The sequence below is a fragment of the Streptomyces qaidamensis genome, from assembly GCF_001611795.1.
In the GTDB taxonomy this organism is placed as follows: Bacteria; Actinomycetota; Actinomycetes; order Streptomycetales; family Streptomycetaceae; genus Streptomyces; species Streptomyces qaidamensis.
Window position 1 is genome coordinate 6,886,185 of record NZ_CP015098.1, and the last position, 18,552, is coordinate 6,904,736.

17 protein-coding genes are annotated in these 18,552 nt (G+C 73.1%); 9 read left to right on the plus strand and 8 right to left on the minus strand.

The window, feature by feature from the left end:
• Positions 1–70 precede the first annotated feature (70 nt).
• On the plus strand, positions 71–1,501 hold the full coding sequence (locus A4E84_RS30550; RefSeq protein WP_062929623.1) for an amino acid permease: 1,431 nt from the start codon (positions 71–73) through the stop codon (positions 1,499–1,501).
• On the opposite strand, the gene A4E84_RS30555 is transcribed toward A4E84_RS30550, so the two are convergent.
• Positions 1,458–1,925: an ATP-binding protein gene (locus tag A4E84_RS30555; protein ID WP_062929624.1), complete on the minus strand. Its 468-nt coding sequence runs from the start codon at positions 1,923–1,925 to the stop codon at positions 1,458–1,460. The genes A4E84_RS30550 and A4E84_RS30555 overlap by 44 nt on opposite strands.
• Before the next feature lie 308 nt (positions 1,926–2,233).
• On the opposite strand from A4E84_RS30555, the gene A4E84_RS30560 reads away from it, so the two are divergent.
• From A4E84_RS30560 to A4E84_RS30575, 4 genes are all read left to right on the plus strand, one after another.
• On the plus strand, positions 2,234–3,061 hold the full coding sequence (locus tag A4E84_RS30560) for an enoyl-CoA hydratase family protein (RefSeq protein WP_062929625.1): 828 nt from the start codon (positions 2,234–2,236) through the stop codon (positions 3,059–3,061).
• The gene (locus A4E84_RS30565; RefSeq protein WP_062929626.1) at positions 3,046–5,421 is read left to right on the plus strand and encodes a bifunctional salicylyl-CoA 5-hydroxylase/oxidoreductase; all 2,376 of its coding nucleotides are present in this window, start codon (positions 3,046–3,048) and stop codon (positions 5,419–5,421) included. The genes A4E84_RS30560 and A4E84_RS30565 overlap by 16 nt, the downstream gene beginning before the upstream one ends.
• A gap of 10 nt (positions 5,422–5,431) precedes the next feature.
• Positions 5,432–6,382, plus strand: coding sequence for an RNA polymerase sigma factor SigJ (gene sigJ, locus A4E84_RS30570; protein ID WP_062929627.1), 951 nt, complete (start codon positions 5,432–5,434; stop codon positions 6,380–6,382).
• Between the two features lie 115 nt (positions 6,383–6,497).
• Positions 6,498–7,706 carry an NAD(P)/FAD-dependent oxidoreductase gene (locus A4E84_RS30575; protein WP_062929628.1) on the plus strand — a complete coding sequence of 403 codons (1,209 nt, stop codon included), beginning with the start codon at positions 6,498–6,500 and terminating at the stop codon, positions 7,704–7,706.
• Between the two features lie 21 nt (positions 7,707–7,727).
• Here the strand turns inward: A4E84_RS30575 and A4E84_RS30580 are convergent, their stop codons facing one another.
• The 6 genes from A4E84_RS30580 to A4E84_RS30605 all read right to left on the minus strand — a co-directional run bounded on the left by A4E84_RS30580 (position 7,728) and on the right by A4E84_RS30605 (position 13,987).
• Positions 7,728–8,801 (minus strand): ABC transporter ATP-binding protein, encoded by a 1,074-nt coding sequence (locus tag A4E84_RS30580; protein WP_062929629.1) that lies wholly within the window; start codon positions 8,799–8,801, stop codon positions 7,728–7,730.
• Positions 8,798–9,649 (minus strand): ABC transporter permease, encoded by an 852-nt coding sequence (locus A4E84_RS30585; RefSeq protein WP_062929630.1) that lies wholly within the window; start codon positions 9,647–9,649, stop codon positions 8,798–8,800. Before A4E84_RS30585 ends, A4E84_RS30580 begins: the two co-directional genes overlap by 4 nt.
• Positions 9,646–10,461 (minus strand): molybdate ABC transporter substrate-binding protein, encoded by an 816-nt coding sequence (gene modA / locus A4E84_RS30590; RefSeq protein ID WP_062929631.1) that lies wholly within the window; start codon positions 10,459–10,461, stop codon positions 9,646–9,648. Before modA ends, A4E84_RS30585 begins: the two co-directional genes overlap by 4 nt.
• A gap of 145 nt (positions 10,462–10,606) precedes the next feature.
• Positions 10,607–11,395, minus strand: coding sequence for a ribonuclease BN (locus A4E84_RS30595; protein WP_062929632.1), 789 nt, complete (start codon positions 11,393–11,395; stop codon positions 10,607–10,609).
• 153 nt (positions 11,396–11,548) lie between these two features.
• Positions 11,549–12,361 (minus strand): PaaX family transcriptional regulator, encoded by an 813-nt coding sequence (locus A4E84_RS30600; RefSeq protein WP_062929633.1) that lies wholly within the window; start codon positions 12,359–12,361, stop codon positions 11,549–11,551.
• A 15-nt stretch (positions 12,362–12,376) separates the two neighbouring features.
• On the minus strand, positions 12,377–13,987 hold the full coding sequence (locus A4E84_RS30605) for an AMP-binding protein (protein WP_062929634.1): 1,611 nt from the start codon (positions 13,985–13,987) through the stop codon (positions 12,377–12,379).
• A gap of 127 nt (positions 13,988–14,114) precedes the next feature.
• On the opposite strand from A4E84_RS30605, the gene A4E84_RS41395 reads away from it, so the two are divergent.
• Both A4E84_RS41395 and A4E84_RS30615 read left to right on the plus strand, forming a co-directional pair.
• Positions 14,115–15,533 (plus strand): acyl-CoA dehydrogenase family protein, encoded by a 1,419-nt coding sequence (locus A4E84_RS41395; protein WP_062931666.1) that lies wholly within the window; start codon positions 14,115–14,117, stop codon positions 15,531–15,533.
• Positions 15,530–15,928, plus strand: a complete 399-nt coding sequence (locus tag A4E84_RS30615; RefSeq protein WP_062929635.1) for a RidA family protein — start codon at positions 15,530–15,532, stop codon at positions 15,926–15,928. The genes A4E84_RS41395 and A4E84_RS30615 overlap by 4 nt, the downstream gene beginning before the upstream one ends.
• Positions 15,929–15,956: 28 nt before the next feature.
• On the opposite strand, the gene A4E84_RS30620 is transcribed toward A4E84_RS30615, so the two are convergent.
• Positions 15,957–16,151, minus strand: coding sequence for a DUF5999 family protein (locus tag A4E84_RS30620; protein ID WP_062929636.1), 195 nt, complete (start codon positions 16,149–16,151; stop codon positions 15,957–15,959).
• Positions 16,152–16,394: 243 nt separating this feature from the next.
• Here A4E84_RS30620 and A4E84_RS30625 point away from each other — a divergent pair, with 243 nt between their 5' ends.
• Together A4E84_RS30625 and A4E84_RS30630 are read left to right on the plus strand one after the other, a co-directional pair.
• Entirely contained in the window at positions 16,395–16,835 is a 441-nt protein-coding gene (locus A4E84_RS30625; RefSeq protein WP_062929637.1) for a DUF6299 family protein, read from the plus strand.
• 112 nt (positions 16,836–16,947) lie between these two features.
• Positions 16,948–18,537: an ABC transporter substrate-binding protein gene (locus tag A4E84_RS30630; protein WP_062929638.1), complete on the plus strand. Its 1,590-nt coding sequence runs from the start codon at positions 16,948–16,950 to the stop codon at positions 18,535–18,537.
• The last annotated feature ends 15 nt before the right edge of the window (positions 18,538–18,552 follow it).

Sequence of the window (18,552 nt, forward strand, 5' to 3'; positions counted from 1 at the left end):
ACCCCTTCTCCGCGGCCACCGCGCGACGAACCCGTCGCATCCCGCACCACCAGAAACGAGCACCACCCGCATGCCCCGCTTCAAGTCGTCCCATCTCCTGGTGGCCGAGTCCGGCGCCGACCGCGAAGGCCACGGCCTCCGGCGCACGATGGGCCTCTTCCAGCTCGTCTGCTTCGGCGTCGGTGCCATCGTCGGCACCGGCATCTTCGTCGGACTGTCCGATTCGGTCGCCCAGGCCGGCCCGGGCGTCGTCGTCTCCTTCCTGCTCGCCGCGGCCACCTGCGTCTTCACCGCGTTCGCCTTCGCCGAGCTGGGCGGCGCGATCCCGGTCTCCGGCTCCTCGTACTCCTTCGCCTACGCCGGTCTCGGCGAGGGCACGGCCTTCCTCGTCGGCTGGTGCCTGCTGCTGGAGTACGGCGTCTCGGTGTCCGCGGTGGCCGTCGGCTGGAGCCAGTACGTCAACGAGCTCCTGGACAGCCTCGTCGGACTGCACCTGCCCACGGCCCTGTCGGCCGGTCCGGGCGAGGGCGGCGTGGTGAACCTCCCGGCCGTGATCGTCATCGCCATGGCCGCCGTCCTGCTGGTCCGCGGGGTGCGCGAGAGCGCCCGGGCCACGGCGGCGATGGCCGTGCTGAAGCTCGCCGTCCTGGTGGCCTTCATCGCGATCGGCTTCACCGCGTTCGAGGACGGCAACCTCACGCCGTTCTCGCCGACGGGCCTGGCCGGCATCGGGGCGGGCACGACCGCCGCCTTCTTCTCGTACATCGGCTTCGACGCGATCACCACCGCCGGTGAGGAGGCCAAGAACCCCCGCCGGGACATCCCCGTGGCGATCCTCGTCTGCATCGGCCTGGTCACGCTGCTCTACTGCGCCGTCGCGCTCGCCGCGATCGGCGCCATCGGCGGTGACGCGGTCGGCGGCCGCCCGGCGGCACTCTCCTACGTCGTCAACCAGGTCACCGGCTCCACCGTCGGCGGCGGGGTGATCGCCTTCGGCGCGGTCGTCGCCATCGCCTCGGTGGTCCTCGCCGTGATGTACGGCCAGACCCGGATCCTGATGTCCATGTCCCGCGACGGGCTGATCCCGCGGGTCTTCGAGAAGGTCTCGCCGAAGACCTCCACGCCCGTCGCCGGCACGCTGATCGTGGCGGTCGTCTTCGCGCTCCCCGCGGCCTTCGCCCCGCTGGACGCGGTGGTCAACCTGTGCACCATCGGCACCCTCGCCACCATGGCCGTCGTCAACATCACGGTCATCGCCCTGCGCCGCCGCGAGCCGGGCCTCGCCCGCACCTTCCGCGTGCCGCTCTACCCCGTCACCCCGCTGCTGGGCGTCGGCTTCTGCCTGTACCTGATGTACGAGACGGGCGCGACGACCTGGATCCAGTTCGCCGGGTTCCTCGCGGTCGGGATCGCCCTGTACCTGCTCTACGGGCGCCGGAGCTCCCGGCTGGCCGCGGTCACACCGACGGACGCCGCTGAGCCGGTACGAGAGGCAGTCTGAACCAGACGGCCTTGCCGGACTCGGTCGGCCGGTGCCCGCAGGAGGAGCTCAGGGCGCGGATCAGCAGCAGCCCGCGCCCGTGCTCCTGCCAGGGGTCGGGCGGCCCGCCGGCCGGACGGGTGAGGTCGCCGGGCGGGGCCGGGTCACCGTCGTGGACCTCGACCTGGCAGCCCGACGGCAGCAGCTCCACGACCAGCTGTATCGGCGACTCGCCCGTGGTGTGCTCCACCGCGTTGGCCACCAGCTCCGCCGTGAGCAGCTCCGCGGTGTCACAGTCCGCGCCGTGTTCCAGCTCGGCCAGCGCCGTACGGACCAGGGCGCGGGCCACGGGCACCGCCGCTGCGGTGTGCGGCAGCGCGATGCGCCAGGAGGCGGGGGCTGAGGGGAGTTCGTACACGGCGGGTCCGTTCATGGAGCAGGACATCCTGCTTTCAACCTGATGAATGGTACGGCGCCGCTCTCCGGGGACGTCCGAGGGGCACCGTCGGGAGGCGCCCTTGCCTCCCTGCCGACGGCTTACCCAGGTGAACGCGGCGCCGCGCACAGCTGATCCCGCCGTTACGCCGATGTGGACGATCTGTGACGGATGTGACCGGCCCGGGGCATGCCGGGCCCACACCGAAGTCCTACCCGGACGGTCTATCGCGCACTCATGACGACAGTCACGGATGAGTGATAGCTTCGGAGGGTAGAGCTCAGTGAGGCAGTGCCCGCCCGAGGAGGCCGCACGTGATGAGTCCCTTCACCGGCTCCGCCGCCCGCACCCCCGGCTGGGAGCATCTGCGCGTCGACGTCGCCGACGGCGTCGCGACCGTCACCCTGGCCCGCCCCGAGAAGCTCAACGCGCTCACCTTCGGCGCCTACGCCGACCTGCGCGACCTGCTCGCCGAGCTGTCCCGGGAGCGGTCCGTACGGGCCCTGGTGCTGGCCGGCGAGGGCCGCGGCTTCTGTTCCGGCGGTGACGTCGACGAGATCATCGGCGCGACCCTCGGCATGGACACCGCCCAGCTCCTGGACTTCAACCGGATGACCGGCCAGGTGGTCCGGGCGATCCGGGAGTGCCCGTTCCCCGTCGTCGCGTCGCTGCACGGCGTGGCGGCGGGCGCCGGAGCGGTCCTGGCCCTCGCCGCGGACTTCCGCGTCGCCGACCCCACCGCCCGCTTCGCCTTCCTCTTCACCCGCGTCGGCCTTTCCGGCGGCGACATGGGCGCGGCCTACCTGCTGCCCCGGGTCGTCGGACTGGGCCACGCGACCCGCCTGCTGATGCTGGGCGACCCGGTCCGGGCCCTGGAGGCGGAGCGCATCGGCCTGATCAGCGAGCTGACGGAGGAGGGCGCCGCCGACGAGGCCGCGCAACGACTGGCCCACCGCCTGGCAGAGGGTCCGGCCCTGGCATACGCCCAGACCAAGGCGCTGCTCACGTCCGAACTGGACATGCCCCTGGCGGCCTCGATCGAACTGGACGCCTCGACCCAGGCCCTCCTGATGACGGGAGAGGACTACGCCGAGTTCCACGCCGCGTTCACGGAGAAGCGCCCCCCGAAATGGAGCGGACGATAGTGGATGTCCCCAAAGGGGCGCGGGGAACTGCGCGACAAGCCGCCCACGACCCGCAGCCGTCTACCGGGCCGAACCACCCCCTACGCGTCGCGATCATCGGCGGCGGCCCCGGCGGCCTCTACGCCGCCGCCCTTCTCAAACGCCTCGACCCCGCACGGCAGATCACCGTCTGGGAACGCAACGCGCCCGACGACACCTTCGGCTTCGGCGTGGTCCTCTCCGACGAAACCCTCGGCGGCATAGAGCACGCCGACCCGGAGGTCTACGAGGCACTCCAGCGGCACTTCACCCGCTGGGACGACATCGACATCGTCCACCGCGACACCCACCACACCTCCTCGGGCCACGGATTCGCGGCCCTCGGCCGCCGACGTCTCCTGGAGATCCTCCACACCCGCTGCCGCGACCTCGGTGTCGACCTCCGCTTCCGCGCCGAGGCCCCGGAAGACCTGCCCCGCACCCACGACCTGGTCATCGCCGCGGACGGCATCCACAGCACCACCCGCGCGAGGCACGCGGACGTCTTCCGCCCCCGGGTGACGATCCACCGCTGCCGTTACATCTGGCTCGCCGCCGACTTCCCCTTCGACTCCTTCCGCTTCGAGATCGCCGAAACCGAGCACGGCGTGATGCAGCTCCACGGCTACCCCTACGCCCCCGACGCCTCGACGGTGATCGTCGAGATGCGCGACGAGGTCTGGCGCGCGGCCGGTTTCGACGAGCTCGACGAAGCCGAGTCGATCGAGCGCTGCGCCAAGATCTTCGCGGAAGCGCTCCGCGGCCGCCCCCTGAAGTCGAACAACTCCACGTGGACGACGTTCCGCACGGTCGTCAACGACCGCTGGTCGCACGGCAACGTCGTCCTGCTCGGGGACGCCGCCCACACCGCCCACTTCTCGATCGGCTCCGGCACCAAGCTCGCCGTCGAGGACGCGCTCGCCCTGGCCGCCTGTCTGGAGGAGCGGGACACCCTGCCCGAGGCCCTGGCCGCCTACGAGGCGGAGCGGCGACCCGTCGTCGCCTCCACTCAGCGCGCGGCCCGGGCCAGCCTGGAGTGGTTCGAGAACATCGCCCTCTACCTGGGCCAGCCGCCCCGCCAGTTCGCCTTCAACCTGCTCACCCGCAGCCGCCGCGTCACCCACGACAACCTGCGGCTGCGCGACGCCCGCTTCACGGAGACGGTGGAGCGCGAGTTCGGCTGCCCGCCCGGCACGCCCCCGATGTTCACCCCGTTCCGGCTGCGCGGCCTGACCCTGCGCAACCGGGTCGTCGTCTCCCCCATGGACATGTACTCGGCCGTCGACGGCGTCCCCGGCGACTTCCACCTCGTCCATCTGGGCGCGCGGGCGCTGGGCGGGGCCGGGCTGGTGATGACCGAGATGGTGTGCGTCAGCGAGGAGGGCCGGATCACGCCCGGCTGCGCCGGCCTCTACACCGGCCGGCAGGCCGAGGCCTGGAAACGGATCACGAACTTCGTGCACGACCGGGCCCCCGGCACCGCGATCGGCGTGCAGCTCGGCCACAGCGGCCGCAAGGGCTCCACGAGACGGATGTGGGAGGGCATGGACGAGCCGCTGGAGGAGGGCAACTGGCCGCTCGTGGCCCCCTCGGCGCTCCCGTACAAGGAGTTCAGCCAGACACCCCGCGAGCTGTCGCGGGCCCAGCTCACCGACATCCGGGAGCAGTTCGCGGCATCCGCGGTGCGTGCGGCCCGGGCCGGCTTCGACCTGCTCGAACTGCACTGCGCGCACGGCTACCTGCTGTCCGGGTTCCTCTCCCCGCTGACCAACCGGCGCACCGACGCCTACGGCGGCTCTCTGGAGAAACGGCTGCGCTTCCCGCTGGAGGTCTTCGACGCCGTACGGAACGTGTGGCCGGGGGAGCGGCCCATGACCGTCCGCATCTCCGCGACCGACTGGGCCGAGGGCGGGACGAGTGCCGAGGACGCCGTCGAGATCGCCCGGGCCTTCGCCGCGCACGGCGCCGACGCGATCGACGTGTCGACGGGCCAGGTCGTGGCGGACGAGCAGCCGGAGTTCGGACGGTCGTACCAGACGCCGTTCGCGGACCGGATCCGCCACACCACCGGCATCCCGGTGATCGCCGTCGGTGCGATCTCCTCCTGGGACGACGTCAACTCCCTGATCCTCGCGGGCCGCACCGATCTGTGCGCCCTCGCCCGCCCGCACCTCTACGACCCCCACTGGACCCTGCATGCGGCGGCCGAGCAGGGCTACACGGGCCCGGGCGCGACCTGGCCGGCCCCGTACCGCGCGGGCAGCCGCCGCCCCCAGACGGGCCGCACGGACGCCCCGAAACCGCGGCTGAGTCTCGGAAGCGGTGACGCCCACGGAGGTTAGGATCCGGGGCATGGTCATGACCATGGACGACGTGGACCGGTTCGAAGCCTTCCGACCGCGCCTGGAGGCCGTCGCCTACCGGCTGCTCGGTTCGGCGAGCGAGGCCGAGGACGCCGTGCAGGAGACGTTCCTGCGCTGGCAGGGCGCCGACACCGGCCGCATCGACGTTCCAGAGGCATGGCTGACGAAGGTGCTCACCAACCTGTGCCTCAACCAGCTCACCTCGGCCCGCGCGCGGCGTGAGACCTATGTGGGCCAGTGGCTGCCCGAGCCGCTGCTCGCCGGGGACCCGATGCTGGGGCCCGCCGACACCGCCGAACAGCGCGAGTCCGTCTCGTACGCGGTGCTGGTCCTGCTGGAGCGGCTCTCCCCGAACGAGCGGGCCGTGTACATCCTGCGGGAGGCCTTCGACTACCCGCACCGCGAGATCGCCGAGATCCTGGACATCACCGAGGCCTCCAGCCAGCAGATCTTCCACCGCGCGAAGAAGCACGTCGCGGACGGCAGGGCCCGCACCCGTACCGAGATCGACGAGGCCGCCGCGCGGCGCATCATCGACGAGTTCCTCGCGGCCGCCGCCAGCGGCCGGACCGAGCCGCTCGTGCAGCTGCTCACCGGCGACGCCATCGCGGTCGGCGACGGCGGTGGGAAGGTCCCGGCCCGCGCCAGGGCGTTCGAGGGTGCCCTCGCGGTCGCCAAGTTCATGCGGGGCCTGTTCAAGCCCAGCGCGGCCAAGCGCGCCCTGGTCGGCGGCTCGGCCGACGTCTACGCCTGGACCGTCAACGGCGACCCCGCCCTCGTGGTGGTCGTCGACGGCCGGGTCGTCGGCGTCATGTGCCTGGAGGTCGCCGCGGACGGCATCGCCGCCTTCCGCAACCAGGTCAACCCCGACAAGCTCGAACGCGTGACCCGGCTGTGGGCCGCCGGCGACCACGGAGAACCCCTGCTCACGGTCTTCTGACCCCGACCTCCCGTGATGTGACGTGGATCACATTGGGTTCCTGTCAGGAAACGGTGGGCCGCCCGGTTCAAGAGGCGAACCCGCTGAAGACAGCCGTCATGACAGGAGCCACGCCATGCAGCACCGCATCGTCGTCCTCGGAGCCGGCTACACCGGAGCCACCGCCGCCGGGCGCCTCGCCAAGCGACTGCACCGCGACGACGTCGCCATCACCCTCGTCAACGCCGAGCCCGACTTCGTCGAGCGCGTCCGGATGCACCAGCTCGCCGTCGGCCAGGACCTCGCGCCCCGGCCCTTCGACGAGATGTTCGAGGGCACCGGCGTCGCACTGAAGCAGGGCAAGGTCACCGCCGTCGACGTGGACCGCAGGACCGTCACCGTCGCCCCGGAAGGTGCGGGGGAGCGGGCCGACGAGGTCCTGCCGTACGACACCCTCGTGTACGCCCTCGGCAGCGGCTGGAACGACCAGGGGGTCCCCGGTACCGCCGAGCACGCCCACGAGATCGCCGGCCGCCCCGGAGCGCTCCGGCTGCGCGAGCGCCTGGCCGGCCTGGCCGCCGGAGAGTCCGTGGTCGTGGTCGGGGGCGGTCTCACCGGCATCGAGGCGGCGACCGAGATCGCCGAGGCCCGCCCGGACCTCGACGTCGCCCTCGCCGCCCGCGGCGGCCTCGGGGACTGGCTCTCGGAGAAGGGCGCCGGGCACCTGCGGAAGGTCTTCGACGGGCTGGGCATCACAGTCCACGAGCACACCGCCGTCACCGCCGTCGAGGCGGACCGCGTCACCACCGCCGACGGCACGGCCGTCCCGGCCGCGGTCACCGTGTGGACCACCGGCTTCGCCGTCCACCCGATCGCCCGGGCGACCAGCCTGGAGGTCACCGGCACCGGCCAGATCGTCGTCGACCGGACCATGCGCTCGGTGTCGCACCCGGACGTGTACGCCGTCGGCGACGCGGCCCTGGCCATGGGCCCCGGGGACAAGCCCCTGCGGATGTCCTGCGCCTCGGGCGTCCCCGGCGCGTGGCAGGCCGCCGACGCCATCGCGGCCCGGCTGACCGGAAGCAAGGTCCCGACCGTGTCCGTGCGCTACTTCAACCAGTGCATCTCACTGGGCCGCAGGGACGGTCTGATCCAGTACGTCACCGCGGACGACCGTGCCGTGTCGTCGGCCCTGACCGGCCGGCTCGCCGCGCTCTACAAGGAGATCATCTGCAAGGGCGCGGCCTGGGGCGTCGCCCACCCGCTGCTCGTGCCGGCCCGGCGCCGCCGCGTCGTGCGCGAGGCCGTCGTCCCGGAGGGCTCGCCGGTCAGGACGGCGGCCTGACCCGTGGGGGCGCCGGCCGGCTCAGACCGGGTAGGCGTGGGTCTGCGCCGCCTTCACCGTCGCCCAGACCTCCGCGCCCGGGTGGAGGCCGAGCTCCGCCGCGGCGACCGTCGTGAGGTCGGCGGCGAGGGGGAGTTCACCGGTGAGGTCGGCGCGGATCTGGTCGCCGTGGGTCTCCAGACCGGCCACCTCGCAGCGCCACAGGTTGCGGGCGCTGGAGCCGGAGGGCCGGTCGCGGTGGAGGGTGACCGCGCTCGGCGGGAACGCCACGAAGACCGGGCCGGACAGGACCTCCGTGGTGGTGAGGGGCGGCCCGTCGGCCAGACGGACGGTGTGGCCGTCCGCCTCTCCCCGGTACAGGTTCAGGCCGACCAGCCGCGCGATGTAGTCCGTCCGCGGGTGGCGGGCGATGCCGGCCGGGGTGCCCTCCTGGACGACCCGGCCGTGCTCCACGACCACCAGCCGGTCGGCCAGCACCATGGCGTCGAGCGGATCGTGGGTGACGAGCACGGCGACCGCCTCGAACTCGGCCAGATGCCGCCGGAGCCGGGCGCGTACCTCCAGGCGGGTGCGGGCGTCCAGCGCCGCCAGCGGCTCGTCGAGCAGCAGCAGCCGGGGGCGGGTGGCCAGGGCGCGGGCGAGGGCGACGCGCTGGGCCTGGCCGCCGGAGAGCCGGCGCGGCTTGGCGCCGCTGTGCGCCGCGAGGCCGAGGCGGTCGAGCCACTCGGCCGCCTGCGCACGCGCCTCGGCCTTGCTCGCGCCCTGGCAGCGGGGACCGAAGGCGACGTTGTCGAGGGCCGTGAGGTGAGGGAAGAGCAGGTAGTCCTGGAAGACGACACCGACGGGACGGGCCTCCGGCGGCGTACGGTCCAGCTCGGTGCCGTCCAGCCGCAGATGGCCGCCGGAGAGCGGGGTCAGTCCGGCGAGGGCGCGCAGCGCGGTGGTCTTGCCGGCCCCGTTCGGCCCGAGCAGGGCGACGACCTCGCCGGGCGCGACGGTCAGTGCCACGTCGAGGCGGAAGCCGCCCCGGTCCACGACGAGATGGGCGTCGAGTCCGTCCCTGAAGGTGCCGGTGACGGCGTGGGTCTGGGTCATCCGGCGCTCATCCATCGGTCGCGCAACCCGGCGAGCACCGCGATCGACACCGCCAGCAGCACCAGGCTGAGGGCGATCGCGGCCTCCGGGTCGCTCTGCAGGGCCAGGTAGACGGCCAGGGGCATGGTCTGGGTGCGGCCGGGGAAGTTGCCGGCGAAGGTGATCGTCGCGCCGAACTCGCCGAGCGCGCGCGCCCAGGCGAGGACCGCGCCCGCCGCGATGCCCGGCGCGATCAGCGGCAGCGTGACCCGGCGGAACGCGGTGAAGCGGGACGCGCCCAGGGTGGCGGCCGCCTCCTCGTAGCGGCGGTCGGCGGCCCGCAGGGTGCCCTCGACGCTGATGACCAGGAACGGCATCGCCACGAACGCCTCCGCGATCACGACCCCGGCGGTGGTGAAGGGCAGCGTGATCCCGAACCACGCGTCGAGCCACTGCCCGACGATGCCGTTGCGGCCGAGCGCCATCAGCAGCGCCACACCGCCCACGACCGGAGGCAGGACGAGGGGCAGGGTGACGAGGGCGCGCACGAGGCCGCGGCCGGGGAAGTCGACGCGGGCCAGCAGCCAGGCCAGCGGTACGCCGAGGACCAGGCACACGGCGGTGGCCGCCGTGGCGCTGACCAGGGACAGCCTGAGGGCCTGCCAGACATCCGCGCTGGTCAGCTGCTCGGGCAGGCTGTGCCACGGGGTCCGCACCAGCAGGGCGATCAGCGGCACGATCAGAAAGGCCAGGCCGGTCAGCGCGGGGATCAGCAGGGGCAGCGGGACGCCCGTCCGGACGCGCCGGCGCCGCGGGCCGCCCCGGAGGGTGTCGGCCGCCGCGCGGGGCTTGTCGGTCGGGGGTGTCACGGCTTGAGGAACCCGGCCCCGCTCAGGACCTCCTGGCCCTCGGCGGACCGCACCAGCGCGATGAACGCCTCGGCGGCCTCGGTGTTGGGCGCGTCCTTGAGCAGGGTGATCGGGTAGTCGTTGACGGCGTCGGCGGACTCGGGGAACGGCACGCCCTCCACCTTGTCACCCGCCGCGCGCACGTCCGTCTTGTAGACGACGGCGGCGTCGGCCTCCTTCAGCTCGACCTTGGTGAGCGCGGCCTTGACGTCCTGCTCGTAGGAGACGGGGGTGAGCTTCAGCCCGCTCGCGTCGAGGGCCTTCTGCGCGGCGGCGCCGCACGGCACCTCCTTGTCGCAGAGCACGACCTTCAGGCCCGCCTCGGTGAGGTCCTTGAGCGAGGAGATCTTCGCCGGGTTGCCGGGCAGGGTGGCGATCTCCAGCTCGTTGCGGACGAAGGTCACGGGGGCGCCCGAGGCGTCCCCGGCGTCCGTGACGATCTTCATCGTCCTGGGGCTGGCCGAGGCGAAGACGTCCGCCGGAGCGCCGCCGGTGATGCTCGCGGCGAGGGAGTCGCTGCCGCCGAAGCTGAAGGTGACCTTCGTGCCGGGGTGCTCCTTCTCGAACTGCTTGCCCAGCGTCGTGAAGCTCTCCTTCAGCGAGGCCGCGGCGAACACGGTCACCTCCCCGGACAGCTTGCCCGACCCGGAGGAGTCCGGCTTCGCCGAGGAGTCCGGGCCGGACGACGAGCAGGCGCTCAGGGCCAGCAGGGCGACGGCTCCCACCGCGGCCCCCTGGAGCGGGCGGCGGATGCGGCGCACGGTACGGGTCATGACGGGTCTGCTCCCTCTGCCGGGTATCCGCCGATGATAATGCCGCAGATGCCAGGGGGAGACCCCCTGTGAGTTCGCATGAGCCGGGGTCGGATTCCCTGAGGGTGGCATGTGCGTTCGTACGGAAGGGGCGGCGGGCCCGGGGCTACCGGCCGTACCGGAATCCGTGGTGCTCCTGGACCCAGCGGCCGAGCAGTGCCCCGCCGTAGACGACGTAGCCCACGCCGATCAGCCAGGACTCCACGACGAGGACGACGCCGACTGCTCCGTAGCTGATGGCGTTGGTGACGATGAGGGGACTGAAGACGAAGTAGGAGAACATGCGCAGGCCGCCCAGCCCCGCCATGGTGGCCACCGCCCCGGGGAGCAGATAGCGCCAGCGGACCTGACCGCCCAGCAGGAAGTGCTGCCCCCACCAGAAGAACAGCACCCCGGACGCCGAGCTCAGCGCGATCCGCTCGGCTCCCGAGGTGAGGCTCCGGGTCTGCACCTCCTGGTACAGGTACGCGGTCATCGCGATCATCCACACCGCCTGCCGCCAGACCCGGTGCCAGGGGCCGGAGAGCAGCCCCCAGATCCGCTCGTAGCCGTTCTGCACGCTGCCGCCGAACGCGACACCGAAGACGGCGAGCGCGACCCCGCCGAGCACGCTCGTGGTGCCGATGACCTTGCGCGGTGGGCTGATGATGTCGGTGAGCAACCGCGCGGACCGCCCGGACAGCCCCATGCCGTCGGCCAGCCACGACGCGAAGCCGCCCCGTCCCAGCGGGTCGGCGGCGGCGACCACGATCAGCAGCGGTGCCAGTGTGACCAGCGCGAGCGTGGCGAACCCCATGGCCCGGTGCAGCAGCTCCACGTCGCGGCCCTGCCGGACGAGGGTGTGCGCACCGGCCCGCTCCCACCCGTCGCGCGCCGAGCGCCCCCACCGCCTCACGGCAGCCGGTCCGCTCGGGTGCCCGCCGTGCCCGGTGATGTGGTGACGGTCATCCCTCGGTCCGCCTCCTGGTACGCGCTCCGTCCACTCGCGGACATCGTTGACCGTTCCGCAGCCGACGCAAACGCCGCACACCGGGCGGCGCCCGTGGGGTCAGAGCCCCACGAACCCCGCCCCCGCGTCCCGCAGCCGCTCGTGCAGCCCCCGGAACACCGCCGCCGAGCGCACCCCCGGCCAGTCCGCGGGAAGCAGCTCGGACGGCAGGCCCGGGTCGGTGTAGGGGAGGTGGCGCCAGGAGTCCAGGGCGAGGAGGTAGTCCCGGTAGGCCTCCTCGGCCGGGGTGTCCTCGCGCTTCTCCCAGTCGTGCAGCACGCCCGCGTGGCGGTCGAGGAACGCCTCGTGCTCCTTGGCGATGGTCGCCAGGTCCCACCACCGGGCGACGGCCTCGGCGGTCGGGGCGAAGCCGAGGTGGTCGCCGCGGAAGAAGTCGACGTACGCGTCGAGCCGCAGCCGCTGGAGCGTGTGCCGGGTCTCCTCGTACAGCCGCGCGGGCGCGATCCACACGCCCGGAGCGGCCGTGCCGAAACCGAGCCCGGCCAGCCGGGAGCGCAGCACGTGCCGCTTCTGCCGTTCCGACTCCGGCACGGAGAACACCGCGAGCACCCAGCCCTCGTCCTCGGGCGGGGCGGAGGCGTAGATGCGGCGGTCGCCGTCGTCGAGCAACTGACGGGCGTCCGGGGACAGTTCGTAGCCGGCCGCACCCTGGGCGGTGCGGGCCGGCACGAGCAGTCCGCGTCTCTTGAGCCGCGACACCGAGGAGCGGACGGACGGGGCGTCCACACCGGCCGCGGCCAGCAGCCGGATCAGTTCGGCTACCGGCACGGGGCCCGGCACGAAGCGGCCGTACGCGCCGTAGAGCGTGACGATGAGAGACCGTGGTGCATGCTGGTCGGACACGTTGATCATCTTAGGTCGTACGGATCACTCCTGGTCGCCCCCCGGTACCCCGTCGGCGCGCAGTCTGAACCGCTGGAGCTTGCCGGTCGCCGTGCGCGGCAGCGCGTCCAGGAAGACGATCTCGCGCGGGCACTTGTACGGCGCCAGCTCGCTCTTGACGAAGGCGCGCAGCGCATCGGCGTCCCGCTCCGCGCCCTCCTTGAGGACGGCGAAGGCCAGTACAACCTGCCCGCGGGCCTCGTCGGGCCGTCCCACGACCGCCGCCTCCACCACGTCCGGGTGCCGCAGCAGCGCGTCCTCCACCTCGGGACCGGCGATGTTGTACCCGGCAGAGATGATCATGTCGTCGGCGCGCGCGACGTAGCGGAAGTAACCGTCGGGGTCGCGGACGTAGGTGTCGCCGGTGACGTTCCAGCCGCCGCGCACATAGTCCCGCTGCCGCGGGTCGGCCAGATAGCGGCAGCCGACCGGCCCGCGTACGGCGAGCAGCCCCGGCTGTCCGTCGGGCACGGGCCGGCCGTCGGTGTCCTGCACGCGCGCGTGCCAGCCCGGCACGGGAACGCCCGTGGTCCCGGGCCGGATCCGGTCGTCGGCCGCGGAGATGAAGATGTGCAGCAGCTCGGTGGCGCCGATGCCGTTGATGACGCGCAGGCCGGTGCGCTCGTGCCAGGCCTGCCAGGTGGCCGCGGGCAGGTTCTCGCCGGCCGAGACGCAGCGGCGCAGGGAGGAGACGTCGTGCCCGTCGAGCTCGTCGAGCATCGCGCGGTACGCCGTCGGGGCGGTGAACAACACGGAGACCCGGTGCCGGGCGATGGCGGGCAGCAGCTGCCGGGGGCCCGCCTGTTCGAGCAGCAGCGCACGCGCGCCGGCCCGCAGCGGGAAGACCACCAGCCCGCCGAGACCGAAGGTGAAGCCCAGGGGAGGGCTGCCGGTGAACACGTCGTCCGCGTCGGGCTTCAGGACGTGCCGGGAGAAGGTGTCGGCGATCGCCAGGACGTCCCGGTGCAGGTGCATACAGCCCTTGGGACGGCCGGTGGTGCCGGAAGTGAACGCGATCAGTGCCACGTCGTCGGCCGCCGTCGCGACGGCCTCGTACGGGGCCGCGGGCGCCGGGCGGTTGAGGAGGTCGTCCGGGGCGTCACCGCCGTAGGTCGCGATCCGCAGGCCGGGGACCTCGGCCTTGGCGAGGTCGTCGACGGCCCGGATGTCGCACAGCGCGTGCCGCACCCGCGCGATCTCGCACATCGTGCTCAGCTCGTGCGGGCGCTGCTGGGCGAGCACCGTGACCGCCACGGCCCCCGCCTTCAGCACCGCCAGCCAGCAGGCCGCGAGCCAGGGGGTGGTGGGTCCGCGCAGCAGCACCCGGTTGCCGGGTACGACGCCGAGGTCACCGGTGAGCAGGTGTGCGACGCGGTCCACGCGGGCGCGCAGATCGCCGTACGTCCACGGCTCGCCGGTGGGTGTCAGGAACGCGGGGCGGTCGTCGGGCGGGCCGTGCAGCAGCTCGGCGGCGCAGTTGAGCCGTTCGGGGTACTGCAGCTCCGGCAGATCGAAGCGGAGCTCGGGCCATTGGTCCCGGGGTGGCAGATGGTCCCGGGCGAAGGTGTCGACGTGGGCCGTGCCCCGTGGATTCATACGGTTCGCCCCCTTGGCGTGGTGGGCTCGCCCCTGGAGCGTATCGTGTTGGTGACGACAGTCAACGGTCCGCGATAGCCTCGGAGTGGCCCGGCCGGAAGGCGGGGTGGCGGAGAAGGGACCGGCGATGACCGCATTCTCGCTCGAACCGGCACAACTCGCCTGGTGTGCCGAGCTGCGCACCCTGGCCGCGGAACGGCTCCGCCCGCTGGCAGACAAGGGCGAACCGGGACATGTGAACCGGGCCCTGGTCGCCGAACTCGGCCGCCTCGGGCTGCTCGGGCGCCTGTTCACCTCGGGGGCGCTCGACCTGTGCCTGATGCGTGAGTCCCTGGCCTACGCCTGCACGGAGGCCGAGACGGCCCTGGCCCTCCAGGGCCTCGGCGCCCACCCCGTCCACGCGCACGGCACCCGGGAGCAACGCGCCCGCTGGCTCCCCCGGGTGGCCGACGGCACCGCGATCGCGGCCTTCGCGCTGAGCGAGCCGGGGGCGGGATCGGACGCGGCGGCGCTGGAGTTGCGTGCGGAGCGGGAGGCCGCCACGCGGGAGGACCGGGCCTCGGCCGCCGCGGCACCCACCGCCGGCACGGCGTTCGCGCCGGACCCGGAGGCCGCTCCCGGCCTGGCGCTGTCGGCGGACTCGGCGCCCGCCCTCGGCACGGCGCCCGCCGCCGACCCGGCGCCCACCGCCGACCCGGCGCCGGCGACGAACTCGGCGCCCACCGCCCTCACGGCGCCCACCGCCGCCACGGCGCCCACCGCCGCCACGGCGCCCACGGCGGAGCCGGGACGCACGGCCGACCCGGCGCTCACCGCCGCCCCCGACGGCCCCGCCCGCTGGCGTCTCACCGGCGAGAAGTGCTGGATCTCCAACGCCCCCGAGGCCGACTTCTACACCGTCTTCGCCCGGACCGCCCCGGGTGCCGGGGCCCGCGGCATCACCGCCTTCCTCGTCCCGGCCGACCGCCCGGGCCTGACCGGCCGCGGGCTCGACATGCTCTCGCCGCACCCCATCGGCGCCCTCGACTTCGACGCCGTGCCCGTGACGGCCGACGACGTGCTCGGCGAGGCCGACCGCGGCTTCCGGGTCGCCATGGGGACGCTCAACCTGTTCCGCCCCAGCGTCGGCGCCTTCGCGGTCGGCATGGCCCAGGCCGCCCTCGACGCGGCCCTCGCCCACACCGCCGGGCGGGACGCCTTCGGGGGCAAGCTGCGGGACCTGCAGGCCGTCTCGCACCAAGTCGCCGAGATGGCCCTGCGCACGGAGGCGGCCCGCCTGATGGTCCACGCGGCGGCATCGGCGTACGACGCGGACTCCCCGGACGTGCCCCGGCGCTCCGCCATGGCGAAACTGCTCGCCACCGAGACCGCGCAGTACGTCGTCGACGCTGCCGTCCAGCTGCACGGCGCCCGGGCCCTGCAACGCGGCCATCTGCTCGAACACCTCTACCGCGAGGTGCGCGCCCCGCGCATCTACGAGGGGGCCAGTGAGGTGCAGCGCAGCATCATCGCCAAGGAGCTGTACGCCCGTCAGGAGGCCCGGTGAGCACCGAGCGCGTCAACCCGCCCGAGCTGTCCCCGCCGGCCGGCTTCTCCCACGCCGTCGTGGCGTCCGGCTCGCGGGTGGTGTTCCTCGCGGGACAGACCGCCCTGGACACCGACGGCAAGGTGGTCGGCCGTACCCTGCCCGAGCAGTTCGACAGGGCCCTCACCAACCTGCTGGCCGCCCTCGCGGCGGCCGGTGGCACGCCCTGCGACCTGGCACGCGTCACCGTCTACGCCACGGATGTCGAGGCGTACCGTACGCACGCGCCCGAACTGGGCCGCACCTGGCGCAAGTTGGCCGGCCGCGACTATCCGGCCATGGCGGTCGTCGAGGTCGTCCGGCTGTGGGACGCGGAGGCGATGGTGGAACTGGACGGCTTCGCGGTCCTGCCCTAGGGGCGCCGCCCCGGTCAGGCCGCCCTCGTCAGGCCGCGACGGCCAGGCCCGCGGCGGTCATCCGGCGCGGCTGCACCACGCGGCCGTCCGGCAGCAGTTCGCCGGTGTCGTCGAAGACGACCGTCCCGTCGCACAGCAGGCTCCAGCCCTGTTCGGGGCGGGCCGCGACGACGTGCGCGGCGGGGGAGTCGGTCGCGGGGCACAGGGGCTGGTGGGCACACATGGCGCACCTCCACGTCGGTAGGGCCGTCCGAAGGGTTCGGGCGACTCGTACAGACAGACCATCCTCCCGCGCCGGACTCATCGGAACGGCCCGACGGGAAGCGTGACACGCCCAGGACATTCCCAGGACGGTTCCACGACGGCCGGCGCGGACTCGCCACCGAAGGGGTGAGGGTCACGGGCGCCGGCCCGGAGGGCCGGTACGAGTGGGAGCCGCAATTCCACTCATTTCGGGAGGCCCCACATGCGTGTACGTCCTCTTCTCGGCGCGGCCGCCGGTGCCGCGCTGCTCCTGCTCACCGGTGCCGGCGCGGCACCCGCCACCGCGTCGGTCCTCGCCCCGACCGGCAGTGTGACGGTCGACGCGGTGGGCCGGATCGCCGCCGACGGCACCGTCACCCTGTCCGGCACCTACCGCTGCGCGAGCTCCAGCGGCCCCGTCTTCGTCAGTTCCTCCGTCAGTCAGGGACTCTCCACGACCCGTCACGGCATCGGCGGCACCCGGGCCGTGTGCGACGGAGCGGAGCACCGCTGGGTGAACACGGGCCGGACCCTGCCCGGCGCGCTCGTGGCCGGGGCGGCCCACGTCGAGGCCACCCTGATGGAGCTGCGCACCTTCAGCGGTCTGCCGCTGCCCAGCTTCCACGCCGTCCAGGGGCAGGACATCACCCTGAGCCAGGCCTGACCACGGCGGTGAACGGTTCGGCGGGCGGCCCGGGTCCGGGGCGTCCGCCGATCCTGTTTAATTGCGATGTCTTTGCAACAGCCTTACGAGAGCAACAAGGGTGTGAGGTCACATGTCGACCCGTCGGATACGAGGGGCCGCCGTCACGGCGGCGCTGGCCGCGGCGGTCACCGCCTGCTCTGCCCCCAGCGGCGGCGGCTCGGGCGACGGCAAGTCCGGGGGATCCGTCGTACTCGGCGTGGCCTCCGAGCCCGACACCCTCAGCCCGCTGCTCGGCTACGGCAAGGACGGGAATTCCAAGATCTTCGACGGGCTTCTCGCCCGCGACGCCGACCTGAAGCTGAAGCCCGCGCTGGCGGCCGCACTGCCGAAGGTCACCGACGGCGGCCGCACGTACACCTACACCCTGCGCGAGGGGGTCGAGTTCAGCGACGGCGAACCGCTGACGGCCGCCGACGTCGTCTACACGTACCGGACGGCCACCGACCCGAAGACCAACAACACCTTCAAGAGCGAGCTGGACGCCGTCGAGGAGGTCGAGGCGAGCGGCGACGACAAGGTCGTCTTCACGCTCAAGTACCCCTACGCCGCCTTCGCCGCCCGCACCGTCCTGCCCATCGTCCCCGAGCACATAGCGGGGGAGCAGGACCCCAACACCGGCTCCTTCAACACGAAGCCGGTCGGCACCGGGCCGTACGTGCTCGCCAAGTGGAGCAAGGGCGAGAAGCTCACCTTCAAGGCCAACCCCCGCCACTGGGGCGGCGAGCCGCAGGTGAAGACCTTCACCATGGCGGTCATCGGCGACGACAACGTGCGCGCCACCCGCCTGCGCTCCGGCGACCTCGACGGCGCGGTCCTCCCGCCCAACCTCGCCGCCACGTTCAAGGCCGACGACGCCAGGCGCACCTACGAGGCCCGGTCCTACGACTTCCGGGCCGTCACCCTCCCCACCGCGAACAAGGTCACCGGCGACCGCGCGATCCGCCGGGCCCTCGACGCCGCCGTGGACCGCGAGGCCATGGTCGACAAGGTCCTCGACGGCGCCGGCCGCCCGGCCTACGGACCGCTGCCCGTCGACGACCCGGCCTTCACCGAGGGCATCGAGCGCACCCAGGACCTCGGCAAGGCCGACAAGATCCTCGACGAGGCCGGCTGGAAGCCCGGCGAGGGCGGCATCCGCACCAGGGACGGACAGCGGGCGGCCTTCACCCTGCTCTACCCCTCCGGCGACAAGGTCCGCCAGGACCACGCCCTCGCCTACGCCTCCGACGCCAAGAAGGCCGGCATCGAGGTGAAGGTGGAGAGCGCCACCTGGGAGGTCATCGAGCCCCGCATGAAGGACGACGCCGTCCTCGCGGGCTTCGGCAGCACCGGCGACCCCGACTTCGGCCTCTACACCCTGCTGCACTCCTCCCTCGCCGGCGACGGCTTCAACAACATGGCCCGCTACGACAACCCGGCCGTGGACCGCGCTCTCGACGACGGCCGCCGCAGCCAGGACCCGGCCGAGCGCACGTCCGCCTACGACAAGCTCCAGCGCGCCCTGGTGCAGGACCCCGGCTACACCTTCCTCACCCACATCGACCACCTCTACGTGCTGGCCGACCGCTGGGAGAACCTGAACACCCAGCTGGAGCCGCACGAGCACGGCTTCGCCAGCGGCCCCTGGTGGAACATCGAGGACTGGCAGCCGAAGAAGTGACCCGTCTCCCCTGGG

Excerpts from the sequence above, each read along its gene's own strand:
- A4E84_RS30625 (WP_062929637.1), top strand. The coding sequence starts at position 16,395 with ATGCGTGTACGTCCTCTTCTCGGCGCGGCCGCCGGTGCCGCGCTGCTC.
- A4E84_RS30580 (WP_062929629.1), bottom strand. The coding sequence starts at position 8,801 with ATGACCCAGACCCACGCCGTCACCGGCACCTTCAGGGACGGACTCGAC.
- A4E84_RS30565 (WP_062929626.1), top strand. The coding sequence starts at position 3,046 with ATGGAGCGGACGATAGTGGATGTCCCCAAAGGGGCGCGGGGAACTGCG.
- A4E84_RS30605 (WP_062929634.1), bottom strand. The coding sequence starts at position 13,987 with ATGAATCCACGGGGCACGGCCCACGTCGACACCTTCGCCCGGGACCAT.
- A4E84_RS30550 (WP_062929623.1), top strand. The coding sequence starts at position 71 with ATGCCCCGCTTCAAGTCGTCCCATCTCCTGGTGGCCGAGTCCGGCGCC.
- sigJ (WP_062929627.1), top strand. The coding sequence starts at position 5,432 with ATGGTCATGACCATGGACGACGTGGACCGGTTCGAAGCCTTCCGACCG.
- modA (WP_062929631.1), bottom strand. The coding sequence starts at position 10,461 with ATGACCCGTACCGTGCGCCGCATCCGCCGCCCGCTCCAGGGGGCCGCG.
- A4E84_RS41395 (WP_062931666.1), top strand. The coding sequence starts at position 14,115 with ATGACCGCATTCTCGCTCGAACCGGCACAACTCGCCTGGTGTGCCGAG.
- A4E84_RS30600 (WP_062929633.1), bottom strand. The coding sequence starts at position 12,361 with ATGATCAACGTGTCCGACCAGCATGCACCACGGTCTCTCATCGTCACG.
- A4E84_RS30630 (WP_062929638.1), top strand. The coding sequence starts at position 16,948 with ATGTCGACCCGTCGGATACGAGGGGCCGCCGTCACGGCGGCGCTGGCC.
- A4E84_RS30555 (WP_062929624.1), bottom strand. The coding sequence starts at position 1,925 with ATGTCCTGCTCCATGAACGGACCCGCCGTGTACGAACTCCCCTCAGCC.
- A4E84_RS30560 (WP_062929625.1), top strand. The coding sequence starts at position 2,234 with ATGAGTCCCTTCACCGGCTCCGCCGCCCGCACCCCCGGCTGGGAGCAT.
- A4E84_RS30575 (WP_062929628.1), top strand. The coding sequence starts at position 6,498 with ATGCAGCACCGCATCGTCGTCCTCGGAGCCGGCTACACCGGAGCCACC.
- A4E84_RS30620 (WP_062929636.1), bottom strand. The coding sequence starts at position 16,151 with ATGTGTGCCCACCAGCCCCTGTGCCCCGCGACCGACTCCCCCGCCGCG.